Origin of the sequence: Rhodoblastus acidophilus (genome assembly GCF_900187365.1) — a bacterium.
GTDB lineage: Bacteria > Pseudomonadota > Alphaproteobacteria > Rhizobiales > Beijerinckiaceae > Rhodoblastus > Rhodoblastus acidophilus.
The window spans coordinates 1-18606 of sequence record NZ_FYDG01000025.1 but is presented as its reverse complement, the minus strand read 5'-3'; the positions used below and the strand labels follow the sequence as shown (position 1 = coordinate 18606).

The 18606-nt window shown below is 56.9% G+C and carries 17 protein-coding genes and 2 pseudogenes; 5 read left to right on the top strand and 14 right to left on the bottom strand.

Annotated features, from left to right (window positions below; genetic code table 11):
- Positions 1–71: 71 nt before the first annotated feature.
- From tnpA to CFB24_RS22795, 5 genes are all read right to left on the bottom strand, one after another.
- Entirely contained in the window at positions 72–419 is a 348-nt protein-coding gene (gene tnpA, locus CFB24_RS20480) for an IS66-like element accessory protein TnpA (RefSeq protein WP_244593350.1), read from the bottom strand.
- 88 nt (positions 420–507) lie between these two features.
- Entirely contained in the window at positions 508–1005 is a 498-nt protein-coding gene (locus CFB24_RS20475) for a helix-turn-helix domain-containing protein (RefSeq protein ID WP_088522486.1), read from the bottom strand.
- Between the two features lie 312 nt (positions 1006–1317).
- Complete coding sequence (locus CFB24_RS20470; protein ID WP_088522485.1) at positions 1318–2106, bottom strand: hypothetical protein; 789 nt, start codon at positions 2104–2106, stop codon at positions 1318–1320.
- A gap of 192 nt (positions 2107–2298) precedes the next feature.
- Positions 2299–3321: a tyrosine-type recombinase/integrase gene (locus tag CFB24_RS20465; RefSeq protein ID WP_088522490.1), complete on the bottom strand. Its 1023-nt coding sequence runs from the start codon at positions 3319–3321 to the stop codon at positions 2299–2301.
- A gap of 275 nt (positions 3322–3596) precedes the next feature.
- Positions 3597–3965, bottom strand: coding sequence for a hypothetical protein (locus tag CFB24_RS22795; RefSeq protein ID WP_141098537.1), 369 nt, complete (start codon positions 3963–3965; stop codon positions 3597–3599).
- Positions 3966–4303: 338 nt separating this feature from the next.
- On the opposite strand from CFB24_RS22795, the gene CFB24_RS20460 reads away from it, so the two are divergent.
- The 4 genes from CFB24_RS20460 (at position 4304) to CFB24_RS20445 (ending at position 12865) form a co-directional block, all read left to right on the top strand.
- On the top strand, positions 4304–6433 hold the full coding sequence (locus tag CFB24_RS20460) for a helix-turn-helix domain-containing protein (protein WP_088522489.1): 2130 nt from the start codon (positions 4304–4306) through the stop codon (positions 6431–6433).
- Between the two features lie 381 nt (positions 6434–6814).
- Positions 6815–9592, top strand: coding sequence for a class I SAM-dependent DNA methyltransferase (locus tag CFB24_RS20455; protein ID WP_088522484.1), 2778 nt, complete (start codon positions 6815–6817; stop codon positions 9590–9592).
- A complete protein-coding gene (locus CFB24_RS20450; RefSeq protein WP_088522483.1) occupies positions 9592–11691 on the top strand; it encodes a DEAD/DEAH box helicase in 2100 nt (699 codons plus the stop codon). The genes CFB24_RS20455 and CFB24_RS20450 overlap by 1 nt, the downstream gene beginning before the upstream one ends.
- A complete protein-coding gene (locus CFB24_RS20445; protein WP_088522482.1) occupies positions 11684–12865 on the top strand; it encodes a GIY-YIG nuclease family protein in 1182 nt (393 codons plus the stop codon). Before CFB24_RS20450 ends, CFB24_RS20445 begins: the two co-directional genes overlap by 8 nt.
- A gap of 18 nt (positions 12866–12883) precedes the next feature.
- On the opposite strand, the gene CFB24_RS22790 is transcribed toward CFB24_RS20445, so the two are convergent.
- The 8 genes and pseudogenes from CFB24_RS22790 to CFB24_RS20415 all read right to left on the bottom strand — a co-directional run bounded on the left by CFB24_RS22790 (position 12884) and on the right by CFB24_RS20415 (position 17333).
- Positions 12884–13879, bottom strand: a complete 996-nt coding sequence (locus CFB24_RS22790; protein WP_141098536.1) for a hypothetical protein — start codon at positions 13877–13879, stop codon at positions 12884–12886.
- On the bottom strand, positions 13876–14406 hold the full coding sequence (locus CFB24_RS22785; RefSeq protein ID WP_141098535.1) for a DUF6932 family protein: 531 nt from the start codon (positions 14404–14406) through the stop codon (positions 13876–13878). The genes CFB24_RS22790 and CFB24_RS22785 overlap by 4 nt, the downstream gene beginning before the upstream one ends.
- Before the next feature lie 90 nt (positions 14407–14496).
- Complete coding sequence (locus CFB24_RS20435; RefSeq protein WP_244593349.1) at positions 14497–14907, bottom strand: hypothetical protein; 411 nt, start codon at positions 14905–14907, stop codon at positions 14497–14499.
- 30 nt (positions 14908–14937) lie between these two features.
- Entirely contained in the window at positions 14938–15201 is a 264-nt protein-coding gene (locus CFB24_RS20430) for a type II toxin-antitoxin system Phd/YefM family antitoxin (RefSeq protein ID WP_244593348.1), read from the bottom strand.
- Positions 15202–15552: 351 nt separating this feature from the next.
- Positions 15553–15681: pseudogene (locus CFB24_RS24115) on the bottom strand (transposase); the annotation flags it as partial.
- Positions 15676–15825, bottom strand: a pseudogene (locus CFB24_RS23760) (IS1380 family transposase); the annotation flags it as partial. The pseudogenes CFB24_RS23760 and CFB24_RS24115, both read right to left, overlap by 6 nt.
- A gap of 822 nt (positions 15826–16647) precedes the next feature.
- Positions 16648–17094: a type II toxin-antitoxin system VapC family toxin gene (locus CFB24_RS20420; RefSeq protein ID WP_088522478.1), complete on the bottom strand. Its 447-nt coding sequence runs from the start codon at positions 17092–17094 to the stop codon at positions 16648–16650.
- Positions 17094–17333 carry a type II toxin-antitoxin system VapB family antitoxin gene (locus CFB24_RS20415; protein WP_088522477.1) on the bottom strand — a complete coding sequence of 80 codons (240 nt, stop codon included), beginning with the start codon at positions 17331–17333 and terminating at the stop codon, positions 17094–17096. Before CFB24_RS20415 ends, CFB24_RS20420 begins: the two co-directional genes overlap by 1 nt.
- A gap of 125 nt (positions 17334–17458) precedes the next feature.
- Here CFB24_RS20415 and CFB24_RS20410 point away from each other — a divergent pair, with 125 nt between their 5' ends.
- The gene (locus CFB24_RS20410; RefSeq protein WP_088522476.1) at positions 17459–17977 is read left to right on the top strand and encodes a hypothetical protein; all 519 of its coding nucleotides are present in this window, start codon (positions 17459–17461) and stop codon (positions 17975–17977) included.
- 80 nt (positions 17978–18057) lie between these two features.
- Here the strand turns inward: CFB24_RS20410 and CFB24_RS23230 are convergent.
- Positions 18058–18606: hypothetical protein (locus tag CFB24_RS23230; protein WP_176440466.1), on the bottom strand; the 549-nt coding region annotated here is incomplete at its 5' end.

Below are 18606 nucleotides of genomic sequence, written 5' to 3'. Positions count from 1 at the left end.
TGATGGCGAAAGCTCAATTCGCCATCCTGTTCCCGGATCGGTTCAGCTTGGCATGAAAACGGAACCCGCCTTCACACGGAATTCCTGACAGTCTCGTCGGCGCCAGCCGGCACAAGCACCGTCGCGCCCGCGATTGCAACCTCGATGCGCTCCGGGCGCGCGTCCGGCTCCGCTGGCGCCATGCCCAGTTCTCTTGGCGGCGACCCAGCTGACGCATCCTCGACCTCGACTCGGGCAAAGAGCGATCCCTCGGCAATCGCCGTTCGAGCTTCGCGTCGCCAAACAGTCAAGAGGCCGCGGCTGACGCCGTTGCGCCGCGCGACGTCCGAGACGCTCGTATCCGGGCTGAAGCTCTCCGCAACAATGCGCGCCTTTTCGGCGTCGCTCCAATCGCGCCGACGCCGCGCGCCGGTGATCACCTCAACGCGCTGGTACGAGGCGCCTTGATCTCTGGCTTGATGCATGGATTTACGAAGCTCGCTCAGGTTCGACCCCAGCGAGTCTCAACTATTCTAACGAAAACCGCCATGTGGGACGCTCGTGCCGCTTACGATAGACCGCCTCCGACTTTCCCTTGCCTTCGCGCCGTCGCAGCAGTTCGGCCTCGTCGTGGCGATCGAGCCAACGACGCCAACGACGAATGGACGGAACCAGCGATCCTTGGCAGCGACAATCGGCGGCGACCTCGGCCCAAAATCGCGTCAGCGTGGGACGCCGCTGCGTCGCGTAGAAGTCGCGGAAATGCTTCTCCACGATGGGGAGGACATCAGGCGCCATCGGCCGCATGCCGGAATGGGGGCCTCGACGGCGCGGCGCCAACGCGCTGGCGCGAGCGCTGTCACGAAACCGCTTCAACCAGCGAAACACCGTCGTCCGGCCGACCCCGAGGGCCGCCATTGCGTCGCGGATCTGTTCGCCCGAAGGCCGCTCGGGCAGCGCCGAAAGAATCTCCGCCCGACGTTGCGCCGCCGCCCACTCTCGCGGACCGATGTCGTCAAAATCCATGGACCGCCTTGCAAAACCGCTGCAATCTGGTTCCACAAACTACGAATCAAACTCGACGCCAGTTCCAGTAATTGTGAATCAATCCCGAAATTGTGCAACAGGCAAATCCATTGGCATCAATGAGCGGGAGTCCCAAAAATTGTGACAATCCGACAAACCGCATGCGGGCATCGATTTTTCGCGGTTCATGCGTGGACGGGCACGCGGTTCATCTCTGGACCGCCGCAATGCCAGTGGTTTCAGCCGGTGGCGGCTGATGTTGGAAAGTCGCAATTTGTGGGACTCAAGGCTCGGAGAGAGAGACATGCGGTCTTACGGTGTTTCGCCGTCGTCTTCTATATCACTATCCTCTTCGGGGCCGAGGAAAAGCTCCGTAAAATCAGAACCGAAGAATTCATTTGAGGCTTCACGAATGTCACACTCACCTATTTTTTCGTCAAACTCCTCTAATTTTGACGCCTCATTTTTCAAGCGATTTACGATCGATTTCGTGTCGGATAACATGACGTTCTTATTGCTATCCAGATATGCTGCTGCAAATGATTCTATCCATCCGTCACCAATTTCAACGTCTAAGCTGTCAAAACAATCTTCGAAAATATTAGCCCGCAGCACTGTTAAAATAAAATCAATCATAGAATTTCGACTGTCTTCTAAAATTTTATTGTGCGCAATGTTGGCGTACGACATGAGTCGTTTTCTAGAGACATCCTCTTTTGGAAAATCGCGAAGTGAAAGCTTCGCTTCGCAAAGCACATCTGATATTTCCGCGCGCGCTGGGCTGGACAGGAAAACGTCGACGCTGCCGGTTTTTTTAAAATCAAATGGAGGCGGCGTGTGTTTGGTAAAATCTGACAAAACAATGTTTTTAGCGACGATTTCCGCAATTTTGACCGCCCATTCGATCGGGTGTTCTATTTCGTCATCGCAAAATTCAGAATAAAGCAGTGGCGCAAATATTTGCTGCCGTTCTGGGGATGAACCGATAATGTGATTCGCAATGCGCAATATCAGTTCGTTAAAACGCTCTGAAATGCCTTCGATAAAAAACTTAATGTCGTCAGTTATGAGGTCGTATTCTTTTATTTTTTCCGAATCCATTGCGGAAGCCTTTCTAAATCAGCTTATCGGCACGGTATTATTTGCATGAAGTCGTTAAGTGGTTGACGCTCATCAAGCGCATCAAAAGCGATGGTGGCTCCTGAGCTGCCGCTTGGTCAAGGGTGTGTCGCGTCGTTGGTGCGAGAGTGTGCCAGGCGGTAGATGGGGCGGCATCGCGTGCCGTCATGGCGGCTAAATCGCTATCCGCTCGACCTCATCAAGCGTAATTTCATCGCCCGTCCGGTCATAGAGCTTGGTGGTGCGCGGGCTTTCATGCGCCGCCATGGCTTGGGCGTTTTCGAGCGTGCCGCCGTTTTCCAGATAGGCGGTGATCCCCGTGGCGCGGAAGGTGTGGCAACAGATATCGGCATCGAGGCCGGCGTCGCGCGCGCGGCGCCGGATCATGCGGTAGACGTCGACGCGGTCCATGGCGTTGTCGGTCAGCGCGCCGGTGCGCCCGCGGGCCGAGCGGAACAGTGGTGTCTTCTTGGCGTCGTCGATCCGCGCCGCCTCGAGGTAGGCGTCGAGATAGGCCTCGAGGTTGTGATGGGCCGGCATTTCGTGGCGCTTGCCGCCTTTTTCGTGCAGGCGTACCCACCAGCGTTTGCCTTGGCTGTAATAGTCCTCGACCTTCATGCCGACCGCGGCGCCCACGCGGGCGAAGGAATAGACCATGAGGCCGATCAGCGCCCGGTCGCGCAGGCCTACCACGGTCGAGACGTCGATTCCGTCGAGCAGCTTGCGCGCTTCGGCCGGCGTCAGCACCAGCGTCTTGCCGCGCTTGACCACATGTTTCGGCCCGCGCACCGCGTGCGCCGGGTTGAGCAGCATGACCTGGCCGACCACCAGCCAGTCGAACAGCATGCGCACCGCCGCGAGATGCTGCTTCACCGTCGGCTTTTCCCGCGCGGTGCCGAGCGCCTTGACGTAGGCGCCGACATGGATCGGCTCGACCTCCGCCAGGTCGTGAATGTCCCTGGCCTCGCACCAGGCGAAGAAGCTGGCGCAGGCGCGCATGTAGGCGGCGCGGGTGTTGTCGTTCTCGATCGCGCCGAAGAAATTGGCGTAGCGGCGCGCCGCCTTGTCGCCGACGTCGGCCACAAACTTCGGCACGACGATCTCGCGCCCGATCACCGCTGGCGGCCCGCTCGACGCCAGCGCCGGCGGACGGGATTCCGACACCTCGAAGGCCTGATTGCCTAGATCCTCTTTCATGGACATTAGCGTAACATAACGCTCCGCAGCACAACACACTCGACCGACTTGGTATCGCTAGCGCCGCGGGGCGTTCGCGCAATCATCGCCTATGCCGGTCGCTTTGAAGACAGCGGCTTGCGTTTTCGCGGGTGACGGACCAGCGTGCACTACCGTGGTGGAAGCAAGTTTTACGCGCCTGCCGGATCGGCGGCGACCGTGATGGCGTCAGCCTTGTTGGCTGATGCTCAGATTTGCTCCGGTCCACCCCGTCAAGCGACAGTAGATGTAACGGCTCAAAACGGAATCTCGTCGTCATCAGTCTTCGGGGCGCCTTTGGATTGGAACGATTGCGAGGACTGTCGATCAGTGAAAAACACTTCAAATCCGCATCCATTGCGACGCCGAATATGGGGACGTTTGTTTTCACAATCCCATGCAGATAGCTCTTCATACGTCGAGAGCTGTGGATCTTTTGTATAACCGCGAGAAACCATATAATTCCGCCAAGCGTCCGACTCATCTTGATAAGAATTGTTATCTAGTTTCCTTCTGGTCGCCCCCCTCGCCAGCCTGGCGCTTTCTCGACTGTATTCTTCATAAATCCCATCAATTATGGATTCGATGTCCGCACCCTCACCAAAAATATCTTCGAAATCACCCATTACAGTACCTATAATAGTTCACAATCCTGAGCGAGTGTTAGAGAACTGCAAATCCTTGCACCCGGTTTGATTGCCTCGCCTACCGAAGCCGAAGATGATCGTCAGCGACAAGGGATGGAGTTCACCAGACCCGTTCGTCATTCGGCCCGCTCGGATGCGGTGCCATCCAAGACATGACTGGCCGACAACACTCCCATTTTGACTAGGTGCCGCAGCGCGATCGCGGGTTTTGGACCGTGGGAGCCAAAGCGCCGCCAGGAACCTTGCTGAAACGTTTCTGATATGATATGAAACGTTTCTGAATGATTGTTGGATGTATGTAATAGAGGAATTTTATGATGAGCCGTCAGATCGAAATAGGTAAACACCTCGCCGTCCTCCGTGAGCAGGCGGGCCTGAAGCAGAACGAACTCGCCCGTCGCATCGAATGGAGTGCTGCCGTTTTGTCCCGCGTAGAAACCGGCGAGCGCGCGCTTTCTGACGAAGAACTCGTCGGCATTTTGAATGGTATCGGCTCTCCTGATGCGCTCAAGGTCCAGAACCAACTCGCCCGTCAATGGGTAATCCTTCCCGAACCTTCGCTTTCCGATGTTGATGCCGACCTGCTTTGGGAGGCTGAACAAGCGGCCCAGAAGATCCATGAGTTGGCCGAAAGTCCCGACGTAAAACAATTTTTTGAGCGCCGCCTTGTGCGCTACAAGGAAGAACTCCTAACTGCAGCGGCACGTGTTGCGGAGAAGCGTTACCGCGTCGCCTTCATCGGCACTATTGCCGCCGGCAAGTCGACCGCCATCTGTCGTGCCGAACGACTAGAGCTCCCAACTCTTAAGGGCATGCCCAAGGCTGTGCTCGAAACTGGCTCGGGTGGGATTACGATTTGCGAAGTTCATCTTCGCCGAGGGCCTGGCTACGGCTTGATCATCGAGCCTTGTCCCGAGGATGAGCTGCGCCAGCACGTCACCGACTACGCGAACGTCCTGCTGAACACAGGCCGCTCGGCATTGGCCGCTGACGATCCTGATAATGACGGAAGTTCAACGGGAATTTCCCGTGAGGTTGCCCGCGCTTTGCGCAATATGGCTGGCCTCAAGAAAAGGCGTACCGAAAAGAAGCCTGACGGCACCATTGTGCCAGGTTTCGACGATGAGCGCACTCTTGCCGAAGCTTTTCCCGAGGTCAAGGCGCTCTGTATCGAGCTCCTTGATCGCATGGAATTGCACAAACGTGACCGCCGCGACCTTTGGCACGTCGATACCACGGGTCGCTCACCGCTCGAATGGCTCCAAGAGAAATTCGAGCTTGTTAATAATGGGCGCCATCCGGAATTCACGCTGCCGAAGCGCATCGAACTGGTTTTGCCCTCTTCGATACTTGGTGACGACGCCCTGTCCGTCACTCTTATCGATACTCAAGGTATCGACGACGCCGAGCGAGCCGACCTTGAGCAGCATTTCGACGATCCTCATTCCATTGTCGTGCTGTGTAGCGTCTTCAACGAAGCGCCGCAGGTCCAGATCCGCGGCCTTCTCAAACGCGCACAAGAAGGTGGTGTCAGAACGCTGGGCAGCCATGTCGGCATTCTCGTCCTGCCTCGCCCTGGCGATGCGCTCAACGTCAAAGACAATGGTTTCCCAGTGGCGACCGCAGAAGAAGGCTATATAGTCAAAGGAGAAGAGGTAGAGCTTAAACTTCAGCCGCTCGGATTAAAAGATCTACCCACTTTTTTCTTCAACTCAGCCGAAGATGATCCCGATACACTGCGGAGATTTATACGTGATCGCATTTCCGCGGTGCGGGAATATCATCGTAACAGTGTTCGGCAGATTATTGCCGATGCGCATGCGCTCCTCGCTAATTATGAGCGGGAACAAGCTGCTGAGATCATGCGTGCCGCTGCCCGTCGCCTTGAAGTCTGGCTTACTACTAACACCAAGCTCAATGAGCGGCCGACGCGCCACGTTCAAGACAGTCTTTTGGCTGCAATCGGCAACGCCCATCCGCGGTCCATTGCTGCCTCAATCGTGCGGGCGGGCGAGTGGCCAAACTTAGATTACTCGCACCAGCTCAGCCATGGTGCGCGCCGTGTCGCTACGCAGCTTATCCAACCGAAGTTGATTGCCCTGAAGGAGGTGGCTGAAAATCTCCTTCAGGATGACGAGATGGCCGATGCCTTCGACCTCATTCGTCAGTGCTTGCGTGCTGCGGAAGCGGGCTTCGACAAAATGGTGCGCAAGGTCCAGCTCGTTGGGCAAAGCATCCACGCTGACGAAATGCGCCTTGATGTCGCCTTCTGGCAGGCCTGCGAATGTGAGCGCGGTCGAGGCTATCGGGACCGCATTAAAGAGAAAAATAACTCCTGGTTCTCAGACGCCAACATGGGTGAAGGAGATAAACGCGTCGTCAGCCTCATACAGGAAGCGTGGGACGAAACTATCGCTTCGGTACGCGCACTTATCACTCATGAGTGACATGTCGGAACGGCGGCGGAAATAACAGCTACGCTGTAGATCCTTCGGATGAGATTTCGGAGGCTGACACGAAAGATAAATGGCCGCGGTAAACTGCGGTCATATTTCCGAGGATCGACGCGGCAGGGAATGCTGCCGTGTGGAGCTGCGGGCAGGCGGCTCAGGTCATCCCAGATCATTGGCTTGCCGCGTGAGCTTCCACAAAGCTGCAAGCGCGTGAACCGTCGCGATCATGGCGTTTTGTGTAACATAATACCATTTATGTTACACTAGATTTTCATTTTCCTAAAGGGTAACCTGGTCCAGGATGATCTCTCTTCAGAACCAATGATCTTTGCCCTAAAAGGCTAAATGCGATGGTGCGGAACGGAATTTGTCAGAATGAACGCGGTTGAAATCGAAGATGCTGTATCGAATCTCGTGCAGCAACCGTTTGATGCGGCGGAGTTTCCGTACCTATTCCTCGCTGCCTTCGACAACAAGGAAACGACGCTGAAGCGCCTTCGCAAGGGCGAGACGAACGCTTCCGACGTGCCGGGTGGCGTGCTGCAACGGAGCAATATCCATATCGCAGTTTGTGCGCCGGGGTCTGTCACTGCCACGCTGAAGGCGTTGCGCGACAGTCCGAAGACCGCTTCTGCCAAGGCCAAATTCATTCTGGCGACCGATGGCGTGACAGTCGAGGCCGAGGAACTGGCCAGCGGTGAGGTGATCGCAGCCGATTACGCCGATCTTCCTTTGCATTTCGGACTGTTCCTGCCGCTGGCGGGTATCTCAGCGGTCAAGGAAATCAAGAACAACCCGATCGATGTGAAGGCGACAGGGCGGCTCAACAAGCTCTATGTGGAGCTGCTGAAAGACAATCCGGATTGGAGTCAGCCGGCTCGCCGCCATGACATGAACCATTTCATGGCGCGGCTGATCTTCTGCTTTTTCGCCGAGAAGACCGGCATTTTCTATCCCGAGGGGGGGTTCTCGGCGACCGTCGCGCGCATGAGCGAGGCAAGTTCTGCCAATACTCATGAGGTGATTAGCACGCTGTTTCGCGCCATGAACACCAAGACGGCCGATCAAGCTCAGGCAGGCTTGCCGGGTTGGGCGACCGTTTTGCCCTATGTAAATGGCGGGCTGTTTTCCGGCAGTACCGACGTGCCGCGTTTCAGCAAGCTTGCCCGCTCCTATCTTGCGCATGTTGGCGGCCTCGACTGGAAAGCGATCAATCCCGACATTTTCGGTTCAATGATCCAAGCTGTAGCCGACGATGACGAGCGCGGTGCCCTCGGTATGCACTACACCAGCGTGCCGAATATCCTGAAGGTGCTCAATCCGCTGTTTCTGGACGACCTGCGAAGCCAGCTTGATGCGGCGGGCGACAACGCCCGCATGTTGCTGAACCTGCGCAAACGCATGGCGAAGATCAGGGTATTCGATCCGGCCTGCGGCTCCGGCAATTTTCTGGTCATCGCCTATAAGCAAATGCGGGCTATCGAGGCCGAGATCAACCGGCGGCGCGGTGAATCCAGCCTGCGGACCGAAATCCCGCTGACCAATTTTCGGGGCATCGAGCTGCGCGACTTCCCGGCCGAGATTGCAAGGCTTGCGCTGATCATCGCGGAGTTTCAGTGCGATGTGCTCTATCGCGGACAGAAGGAAGCGTTGTCCGAGTTTCTGCCGCTCGACGCCATGAACTGGATCACCTGCGGCAACGCGCTTAGGCTCGACTGGCTTTCAATTTGTCCGCCCACTGGGACCGGTGTGAAGTTTGCGGCCGAAGACCTGTTTCATACGCCCCTCAGTCAAGCCCAGATCGATTTCGAGAACGAGGGTGGCGAGACGTATGTCTGCGGAAATCCTCCTTATCAGGGTTCCCGCGAGCAATTGCCCGAGCAAAAGGAGGATCTAGCACAGATATTTGAGGGGCGCGCTCCAAGCTGGAAGACTCTCGACTATGTGGCTGGCTGGTTCATGAAAGCCGCTGAGTACGGTCGGCATACGGACGCAGTTGCGGCCTTCGTCACCACCAACTCGATCTGCCAAGGCCAGCAGGTGCCATTACTCTGGCCGCTCGTATTCAAAACCGGCCACCAAATCGCCTTCGCCCACACGAGCTTCAAGTGGTCCAATCTGGCTAGTCATAACGCCGGTGTGACTGTCGCAATTGTCGGAATTTCCAGAACGCCGAAACCGCTCAGGAAACTGTACTCTTTATCGGCTGACGGCTCTGTTGCCATCAAGGTGGCAAATCACATCAACGCCTACTTAGTCCCGGCGGACGACTTCATGATAACGCCCCGGACGGAAACATTAGCAGAACTTTTCGAGATGAATTACGGAAACTATCCGGGCGATGGGAACCATCTTACACTCTACTCGAAGGAGCGGGCCGAAATTTTGTTGCGCCGTCCTGATCTGTCTAAATTGATACGCCCGGTTTATGGAGCGCAAGAATTTATCAAGGGGCTTTCTCGCTACTGTCTCTGGATAGATGATCATGATTTGTCGCTAGCGGAGAGTGATCCTGAAATCGCTCGTAGAATAGCGTCAGTCTATACGAATCGCACAACCAGTCGCGATAAGTCGTTGAACAAACTCGCGATCCGATCTCATCAATATCGTGACCGCAATATTGCCATTAGGCACTCGATCCTAGTGCCGACCGTATCGTCTGAGCGACGTGATTTCATTCCTGTCGATCTTAAGCCTGCAAGTGCGGTGACGACCAACCAAGCCTTCGCCCTCTACGACGCCCCCCTCTGGAACATGGCGCTCATCGCCTCGCGCCTGCATTTGGTGTGGATCGCCTCTGTCTGCGGCAAGCTGAAGACCGACTTTCGCTACTCCAACACCCTCGGATGGAATACCTTCCCGGTTCCTAAACTGACCGAGCAGCACAAGGCCGACCTCACCCGCTGCGCCGAGAATATCCTTTTGGCCCGTGAGGCTCATTTCCCGGCGACGATTGCCGACCTCTATGACCCAGAGGCCATGCCGGAGGATTTGCGTCGCGCCCATGACGAGAACGACGAATTGCTTGAACGCATCTATATCGGCCGCCGGTTCAAGAATGACACCGAGCGTCTGGAAAAGCTCTTTGAACTCTATACCAAAATGACGGCCACGCAGCCGCCAATCAAGAAGAAAGGTAGGAAGGCGGTATAATGGCTGAAAATCCCACCAATAAGCGGACAATCCCATCCGTCTCACTCACGACAGCCCGCACCGGGGCCTCGACTAAAGCCGATACCATGGGGATGCGGCCGATGCAGCAGCGCGCCTTTGCGCATCGCGGCGAGCAATATCTTCTCATCAAGTCACCGCCGGCATCCGGCAAGTCGCGTGCGCTGATGTTCGTGGCGCTCGACAAGCTGCATAATCAGGGCCTCAAACAGGCGATCATCGTGGTTCCGGAACGCTCGATCGGCGGCAGCTTTGCCGACGAGAAGCTCAGCGCCTATGGCTTCTGGGCCGACTGGACTGTGAAGCCGCAATGGAACCTGTGCAACGCGCCCGGCATCGACGACGTGAAAGTGGCGAAGTCTAAGGTCAAAGCGGTTGGCGAGTTCCTGGCGAGTGGCGATCCGGTGCTGGTTTGCACCCACGCGACCTTCCGCTTCGCCGTCGATGAGCTGGGCATTGCCGCCTTCGATGATCGGCTGATCGCCGTGGACGAGTTCCACCATGTCAGCAGCAATCCGGATAACCGGCTGGGCAACCAGCTCGGGCAATTCATCACCCGCGACAAAGTGCATATCGTCGCGATGACCGGTTCCTATTTCCGGGGCGATGCGGAGGCTGTGCTTGCGCCTCAGGACGAGGCGAAGTTCGAGACCGTCACCTATACCTATTATGAGCAGCTCAACGGCTACGATTATTTGAAATCGCTCGACATTGGCTATTTCTTCTACACGGGCCGGTATCTCGACGCGATCATGAAGGTGCTCGATCCGTCGATGAAGACGATCGTGCATATCCCGAATGTCAACGCGCGCGAGAGCACCAAGGATAAGCACAAGGAAGTCGAAGAGATCATGGACGCCCTTGGCGATTGGAAGGGTGTCGATCCTGTAACCGGTTTTCACAGGATCGTGCTGCCTGACGGGCGCACGATCAAGGTTGCCGACCTGGTGGACGATAGCGACGCGACCGAACGCTCGCGGGTGCTGGCCTCCCTGAAGGACCCGGCAAGCCGCAGCAATCGGGACAATGTGGACATCATCATTGCCCTTGGTATGGCCAAGGAGGGCTTTGACTGGATTTGGTGCGAACACGCTCTCACCGTCGGCTATCGCAGCAGCTTGACCGAAATCATCCAGATCATCGGCCGCGCGACCCGTGACGCGCCGGGGAAAGAGAAGGCGCGCTTCACCAACCTGATCGCCGAGCCGGATGCCGCCGAAGCCCAGGTGGTTGCAGCCATCAACGACACGCTGAAGGCGATCGCCGCCAGCTTGCTGATGGAGCAGGTTCTTGCGCCGCGCTTCGAATTTACCCCGAAGAACGCCGGGCCGAAGGAAGGCTTCGATTATGGCCCCGGCGGCTACCAAGAGGGCAAGAGGAATGTCGGCTTCAATGAAGAAAGCGGGCAGTTTCATTTCGAAATCAACGGCCTGATAAAGCCGGAAAGCGAAGAAGCGACGCGGGTGTGCCGGGAGGACCTCAACGAAGTCATCACGGCTTTCGTGCAGGACAAGACAGCTCTTGAACGGGGTCTGTTTGATCGGGACAACACCATTCCCGAAGAGCTGACGCAGCTTCGCATGGGGAAGATCGTCCGCGACCGCTATCCGGAGCTGAGTGAGACCGACCAGGAGGCCATCCGCCAGCACGCCATTGCGGCGCTGAACCTCACCCAACAGGCGAAGCAGCTTGCTGGTGGCGGGGGTGACGGCGGGGTGGACCAGAAAGCTAATACCGCCTTGCTCGACGGTGTGCGCCGAATCGCCATGGACGTGCGGGAACTCGACATCGACCTGATCGACCTGATCGACCGGATCAACCCGTTCGATGCAGCCTATGCAGTGCTGTCGAAGGCCATGGACGAGAAAATCCTGAAGCAGGTGGCGGCGACGATCGCGGCCAAGCGCGTCAACCTCTCTTTCGAGGACGCCAGGGCGCTTGCCGTCCGCGCGGCGCAGTTCAAGAAGGAACGCGGGCGGATGCCCGAGATCACCGCTCAGGACGCTTGGGAAAAGAAAATGGCTGAAGGTGTGGCGGCCTATGCCCGTTACCGTGCTCAGCAGAAGGCCGCCAATGTCTGATTTGACCGACGACGAACTTGACGCTGAGCTTGGCATCGACCTTGAACCCAAGGCGACGGGCGGAAAGTCGCACCGCGAACAGCGTATCATCGCGGGCTTCGAGGACATTTTGCGCTTCGTGGCCGCACATGGTCGCGCGCCACAGCATGGCGAAGATCGCGACATCTTTGAACGCCTTTATGCGGTGCGATTGGACCGGCTTCGTTCCGTTCCCGAAGCGCATGAGCTACTCGCTGGGATGGATAGCCAAGGCCTTCTTTCTGCATCGCCAGGTTCCGCTGGCGACGATCCCAACATGCTCGACGATGACGCCCTCGACGCCGAGCTAGGCCTCGATCAGCTTGCCGATGATGACATCACGGTGATGCGGCATGTCGGCACCTATGAGGAGCGGCAAGCAGCCGAGGAGATCGCGAACCGGGAAAAGTGCGATGACTTCCAGAAATTCTCTCCCCTGTTCGAAGAGGTGCAAAAAGAACTGGAAGCCGGTATTCGGCAGACACGCCCTTTCGAATTGAAGGCGGAAATCCAGCCAGGCAACTTTTTTATTGTTGGCGGCCAGAAAGCCTATGTCGCCGAAATGGGCGAAGTGTTTTCAAATGCTCAGGGCCGACGCGATGCTCGCCTTCGCGTGATCTTTGAGAACGGCACGGAAAGCAACTTATTGATGCGCTCCTTGCAGCGCGCTTTGCACAAGGACGAGGCTGGACGCCGCATCACTAACCCGACAGCCGGCCCCCTGTTTGGGGACCAATTAGAGCCTGACGACATCGCGACAGGGACGATTTACGTCCTCCGAAGCTGCTCGAAGCACCCCTTTGTCGCCGAGCATCGTGAACTCATCCACAAAATCGGCGTGACTGGCGGCAAAGTTGAGACGCGCATCGCAAACGCAACAAACGATGCAACCTACCTACTGGCAGCCGTAGAGGTGGTCGCGACCTACTTGCTGGCAGACATTAATCGTTCGAAGCTAGAGGCGCTGTTTCATCGCATCTTCGCTTCGGCCAAGCTCGACCTTACGATCCATGATCGCTTTGGACATCCGGTGAGGCCGCGTGAGTGGTTTCTGGTTCCGATTCACGTCATCGACGAGGCGGTTCAGCGAATCCGTGATGGTTCGATATCGGGCATGGTCTACGATCCTAACACCGCCCGGCTCGTCCCAGGATAACAGCGTTGTATTCGCGCTTCATTGAGGGGTCTGGCTCGCTGCGCGCGGATTAATATCCAGCATAGTGAAGTAGCTTCTTGTTTCGTTGCTGTAATTATCAATGATGTCAACTTTGTCCAGACTCACAGAGCACCAGCTACCGAAAAATTCTCTTAATTTAGGCTTCACTGCACGTGTAATTTTGCCTTCAATAATCTGCTTGTTCATGTCCATGAACTCGAACCTATTTCTAAGTAGGCTTGCTCCGATCAAAGCACCTTCAAATGTGCATTCACCCACGTATTTTTCTTGAAAACGGTTCACATTGCGATTGAGCTGTGGAATGTCGTCAGTTTCTGCGGACCAACAGTATTCCGTTCCGGTGACATCAGTCCACCCGAGTGCAAAACCTGCTCCAGTACGTTCAAGGTCGCGTAAAACTTTGCGTAAATGACCGAGTGATCGTTGTCCGAGTTCTCCAGACAGACGCACAACTTCCTCTTCACGCCGAGCGGCATTCAGAAGATTGAAAAGAGTTTGGAGCGTCGATACGGCCGTGCTTTCGCCGCTATCATCAAAAGCGGAATTAACGAAAATTTCCATGCCAAAAGATGATGGATATACATTCGCAAAGCGCAGGTCTGTTGATCTTAATATATCTTGAGAAATTGGTCCTCTGCTCTTCGGGCCGGTCGTTATTGCTTGTGCGATACTTTGATAAAGGCCTTGCACGCGAACTAAGAAAAGCCCGAGCTGACCGATATTGGCGGTGTGATCAGAAAACGTATTTCCCTTCAGAGCAATCGCAACACGTTCTCTTTTACGATGCCGGACGAGGGCCACCCGTTCCAGCTGCAGCCGTTCTTGCAATTGACTCAGACTTTCCAAGGAAAGCCGAGCGGCAAAGCTTTGCGGGTTGTCGGCCAGCATTCGCTGTCCGCCTTTCATCGCCTCATCTAGCTCGGCAAGACGCCGGCTCAATCCTCGTAGCTGCGCCTCAGCCGTCGAGCCGTCTATGTTGTGCCAGAGGTTCATGGGGCAATACCTGAGATAGATGATGGTGAACTAGAAGCTGACAGTGTCGCAGGTGCAGCTTTTTGCTCTACGACGACAATCCCTTTAGGCACATCCGTGCGATCATACCCAAATTCGCCCATCCAATATTTTCGGTTTGCGCGATAAGCCTCAAAATTTGGATGCGTGTCCGGATAGCTGGGGCAAAAATACGCATCACAATGGCGCGTATTTTTTGTCTGCTTTCCTAAAAGTAAATTCCGTAGCTTCATTTGTAAATCTGGAGGCAGCGCGTCGACCTTATCTCCGTCTATGAAGCATACAAGATCGATGTCGCCAGGATCATTCTTATTTGAGGCAAAACTTCCGTCAATTAGCTGTATATATTCAGCAATGATGGCCTTTAGCTCATCTGTATGACGTCTAAATCCATCCATGACCACCTTTCGTGTTGAAGAGTGCGGAAATGGTGTGACGAGGTTTTTCTCAATTTCATCGAGTCCCATGGGATGCAGGCCAGGGTCCAAATACCCCTTCGAATTGAACATTGGAATAACGTCCTCGAAATCAATGTGGTCGTGCGTCGAACGCATCCTATCACCAAGAGTGCGCCTGAAACCAGCCTCAGCCTCTTTTGGTTATTCGGTTCTTGCGACGACGCGAGCAGTCCGCGCAGTGCGGAGGGCCGACCATTTGTCGCGGACTTCGGCAAAAAGGGCGCGCGGCAACAGGCCATATGCAACGCTGGACGCGTCTCCCCGTGCCGCTGGCCGCAAATCTGGCCCCGGCCAGATGAAGCGATTGCTCTCCGTCAGGATGATCCAGGAACGTTCATCGTCCAAGCCAAGGCGTCGTTTCGTTGCTGCTGGGATCTCGACAGCCTGGTCAGGATCGGCCGGCGGCGTGTGCGTGATCGGCAGCACCGTTACGCGCTGTTCGCCGTTTTCATCCGTCAGGGCGAGCAAGACGGCGCAGGGCCGATCCTTCACCCCTTCTTCTTGTCCGCGCAAAAATTCGCTCAGCCATAGATACGAGTAGCGAATAACCAAACCAGGCGTCGGCGTTGGAAAAGTCACGGGTCAGAGCTTGAGTTCGCTATCAAACGTTGCCGCCACAGCCGGCGCTTCGGCGCGGCGCACAGCTTCCACTTCCGTGTCGCTGAAGTCGTCGATGCTCAGCACCTCGCGCGCCCGCCGTTGCAGGCGCCGATATTCCTCCGTCGACAGCAGGACACAGCTTTCGCGGCCGTTGCGGGTGACGGCAACGGGTTGGCGCAGAGCGAGATCCTGATAGCGACCGATGTTGCGCTGAAATTCAGCTGCGGAGACCTTAAGCACGTCCATGCGTCCTCCATTGCATAACTTGCATAATATACATGATTTGCATGAAAATTGCTAGTCTAATCAGCATCCTGGCCAAATGGCTGCGTTCAACCCAAAATCGGCGTATAAACAGCAAAACTGCGAGCGTTAATGGCTTGATTAGGCTTTTTTTTCAAAATTGCACGAGCGTTTCTGGCCTTTAGCCGCAACTATGCAGCGTTTTGACCGTTGGGCTGGCTGTTTTCGAATTTTCCGCTGCAGTTTTTCGCGCGCGGACGCAGTTCTGCGCCTCTCCTGAAGCGTGGCGGAGATTCAGTGAGCGAGGCTTGGGGTGACGGGACGGGTTGAAGATGGGGCGCTCCGCCCCGGCGCTCAGGTCACGAGGCGCGGTATGCGCGTCAGCACAAGGCGCAAGGTCTCCTGGACAGGACAAGCGGTCGGCAAATGAACCTTGATCATCGTCTTCATCTCGACGACGCGCGCGGCGATCTTGATCAGGCGATCGGCGACGCGCAGCCGTTGCTCCACTTCGCGCAGCGCCAGGATGCCGCCGTCCGATGACAGCGAACCGCCGTCAAATTTGACCACGACAGATTTGCCGGCGACGGGTGACAGGCCAGGCAGCGGCAGGGTAGATTCATTCACGGCGGATGTGGTCTCGCAAGAAATGGCGCGGATGGGCTTAGACAACCGAATCCTACGTTAAGTCATGCGCTTACGCTACATCCGCCAACCTGCCGTGCATTTTCCGGGTTAGCTAAACCAGGCACATTGCTGCAATCCACTTTATGGGGTTCGCCGACATGAAACTTCGGCCCGCAACTCTGGCGCGGCTGGCTTCGGATATCAGCGGCAATAGCCCGAATTGCCCCTACCGAACCGGTCCCGTGCTCGTGAAGCTGTTCGCCCGGTGTGGCTCGACCGATGAATACGGGCAGGGGTTCCCATCCCGCCAAATCTACGTGTAGCAAAAGCTCGAGCTTCTAAACGGCAACCCTCAACTGGTGCAGCTCATTGAGCACGTGTTCGATCCGCTCGAGTTTGACGACGGTCCTCGCGGAAAGGCTAGTCAAACCCGGCAGTCAAGGTGCGATAACCACGAAGTCCCGCTTATGGCGTCCAAGCCGATCTTGCCAAAAGCGTCCTTCGAAGTCGCCTTTCCGCCGGAAAGAGCCGGATGCCTTGAGCGCAGTAAGAAGGCGTCACATTGGCTTCGATAGCGCCAGCTTATCAACGGTGATGGCGGCCGACTGGCGGGACGCCGTTGCGCGCCTGGTCGAGCGCGCCGCGTTCACAGCCAGCGTTCGGCCGATGCCGAGCGCGCGGAAAAATGCGCGGGACACTCCGCCCCGGTCTCGCTTCGCCCGGGGAAGTCGACGAGCGTTCGTGTCGCGCAAGTGCCGAATACTCCCTCGCTGCCAGCGCACGCGCGACCGCTTGGAAGTGGATCTGATCCAGGTGGTGAGTCTACGATGCCGTTGCGCGGGATGGATCGACGCCGATGGTCGCGACGTCCGTCAAGGCGAAGCCGCCATCCTTGGTCAGGATCGGCGCGCGGCAGGATTTTGCCGCCGCATAATGGAAACAGTCGGCGAGATTGAGCGCGCTGTTGCGTTCGGCGTCAGGGTATCGATGCCGCCCGTAACGCTCGAACGCCTGGAGAGCGGTCGGTAAGTCGCGCGATCCAACAGATAGCACATGGATATCGGCGGCCTCGATAAACTCCTGCACTCGGGCTTCCGCCTCGTTCATGGGAATGCGCTTCTTGCGGTACAATCCGACCGTCGCCTCCCAAACCGCCAGGACGGAGGTCACTGGCCGCTTTGTCCGCGCCGCATCAATATGCGCCGCGAAAAACTCGGCGTCTGGCTCGCTTGTCATGATGGCGATGATGACTGAGGCGTCGACGAACATCAGTAGTCACCGTTCAGTTCATCGAAAAACGCCTTGTCTGCTGCAAGGCCGCTGTCGGGATAGGCGGCGACGCGGTCGCGCAACGGTTTGAGCCGCTCCCACAGAGGCAACGCTTCAGACGCGCGGCGCAATTCGTTCTCGAGCGCGATTCTTACCGCCTCGGTCTTATTGACGCGTTTTTGCGCAGCAAGCTTCTCAGCGAGCTGATTGACCTCTTCGTTCCGAATGTTGAGCGGCATGGCGGATCCTTGCGTAGACGTAAATATATGTCCGTATACACGCAAACACAAGCTTGCGCGGGGCAATCAGACGAGAAACGCAGCCGCCACGGCTCTGTCCGCATTCGCGCCAGTGCGTGTCACCCATGAAGGCGCCCCAGTCGCGAACGCTCCTGATCGCGATCATCGCCGAGGTGAACACCATGCTGACCCGCTACGCTCGAACCGCCGTCGTCTCGCTTGGCCTTGCGTTGACCGCACCGGCCGCCCACGCCCAGGCGCCGTCCGACGCGATCATCCTCGACTATCTCAAGTCGATTTACAGCAGCATCGACGTCGTCGATTACAAACGGATCTATGAAGGCGGCCTGAACGCATTGAGGGACGTCGTCGTCATCAGCTATTCGCTGGATTATCCGAAGGGGCCCGAGGGCGAAGCCGCCAAAACCTCGGAATTCGAAGTGCTCACGATCGACGACGATCGCCTCAAGAACATCCCGATCATGCCGCTTCCCGTCGGCCAGCTCGACAATGTCAGCGTGCGCGACGGAAGAATTTACGTGGAAGCCCGAACCTTCCGCGACAACGACAAGCCGTGCTGTCCGTCCGAGCCGCGCAGCCTTGTCTACAGGGAATCGGACGGCGTTCTGATAATGGGCGATTGACGACGATCCACGCTTCGCCCGGCCCTTGAAGGTCTGGGCGAAGCGATGGCTGCGTCGCCGCCGCCGCCGGAAAGCGCTGATCAAGGCCGCGCGCGGTTGGCGAAGGCCTCGGCGACTTCCTTGTCGAAACCCTGGTAAGGCGCGATCAGATCGCCCTCGATCGGGGCTTCCGGATGCGCCCTGGCGTAGGCCCATCTCTCGCGGAAATCCTCGATCGTTCCTTCGAGAATCCACTCAGCCTTATGCGCGCGTTCAACGAGCGGGATCAGCTCCTCAAGGCCAAAATAGATGATCACTTCCTCCCAGCCGCGCCAGACATGCTGCTCCGGATCCTGCTCAAGCAGGTCGAAGGCGCGGATCAGGAAGTCTTTTACGGTTGCGAGGTCCAGCGCGTCCTTCTTGACCAGCAAGATCAGCGTCCGGAATTGCCAGAAGCGGTACGATTGGTCGGCGTATTGATCGACCAGCAGATTGAACAGCGGGGTGGGATCGCCGTCGTAGATTTCCGCCATCAGGCGGGCGGCCTGGTCGCTGTAGACGATTTCGGACAGGAGGTTGGGCGTCCCGGCCCACGACCAGGCCAGCAGGTAAGCGTAATACCGATACGCCTCTTTTCGCTTCCATTCGGC

Excerpts from the sequence above, each read along its gene's own strand:
- CFB24_RS20475 (WP_088522486.1), bottom strand. The coding sequence starts at position 1,005 with ATGGATTTTGACGACATCGGTCCGCGAGAGTGGGCGGCGGCGCAACGT.
- CFB24_RS20470 (WP_088522485.1), bottom strand. The coding sequence starts at position 2,106 with ATGGATTCGGAAAAAATAAAAGAATACGACCTCATAACTGACGACATT.
- CFB24_RS20465 (WP_088522490.1), bottom strand. The coding sequence starts at position 3,321 with ATGAAAGAGGATCTAGGCAATCAGGCCTTCGAGGTGTCGGAATCCCGT.
- CFB24_RS22795 (WP_141098537.1), bottom strand. The coding sequence starts at position 3,965 with ATGGGTGATTTCGAAGATATTTTTGGTGAGGGTGCGGACATCGAATCC.
- CFB24_RS20460 (WP_088522489.1), top strand. The coding sequence starts at position 4,304 with ATGAGCCGTCAGATCGAAATAGGTAAACACCTCGCCGTCCTCCGTGAG.
- CFB24_RS20455 (WP_088522484.1), top strand. The coding sequence starts at position 6,815 with ATGAACGCGGTTGAAATCGAAGATGCTGTATCGAATCTCGTGCAGCAA.
- CFB24_RS20450 (WP_088522483.1), top strand. The coding sequence starts at position 9,592 with ATGGCTGAAAATCCCACCAATAAGCGGACAATCCCATCCGTCTCACTC.
- CFB24_RS20445 (WP_088522482.1), top strand. The coding sequence starts at position 11,684 with ATGTCTGATTTGACCGACGACGAACTTGACGCTGAGCTTGGCATCGAC.
- CFB24_RS22790 (WP_141098536.1), bottom strand. The coding sequence starts at position 13,879 with ATGAACCTCTGGCACAACATAGACGGCTCGACGGCTGAGGCGCAGCTA.
- CFB24_RS22785 (WP_141098535.1), bottom strand. The coding sequence starts at position 14,406 with ATGTTCAATTCGAAGGGGTATTTGGACCCTGGCCTGCATCCCATGGGA.
- CFB24_RS20430 (WP_244593348.1), bottom strand. The coding sequence starts at position 15,201 with ATGGACGTGCTTAAGGTCTCCGCAGCTGAATTTCAGCGCAACATCGGT.
- CFB24_RS20420 (WP_088522478.1), bottom strand. The coding sequence starts at position 17,094 with ATGTTCGTCGACGCCTCAGTCATCATCGCCATCATGACAAGCGAGCCA.
- CFB24_RS20415 (WP_088522477.1), bottom strand. The coding sequence starts at position 17,333 with ATGCCGCTCAACATTCGGAACGAAGAGGTCAATCAGCTCGCTGAGAAG.
- CFB24_RS20410 (WP_088522476.1), top strand. The coding sequence starts at position 17,459 with ATGAAGGCGCCCCAGTCGCGAACGCTCCTGATCGCGATCATCGCCGAG.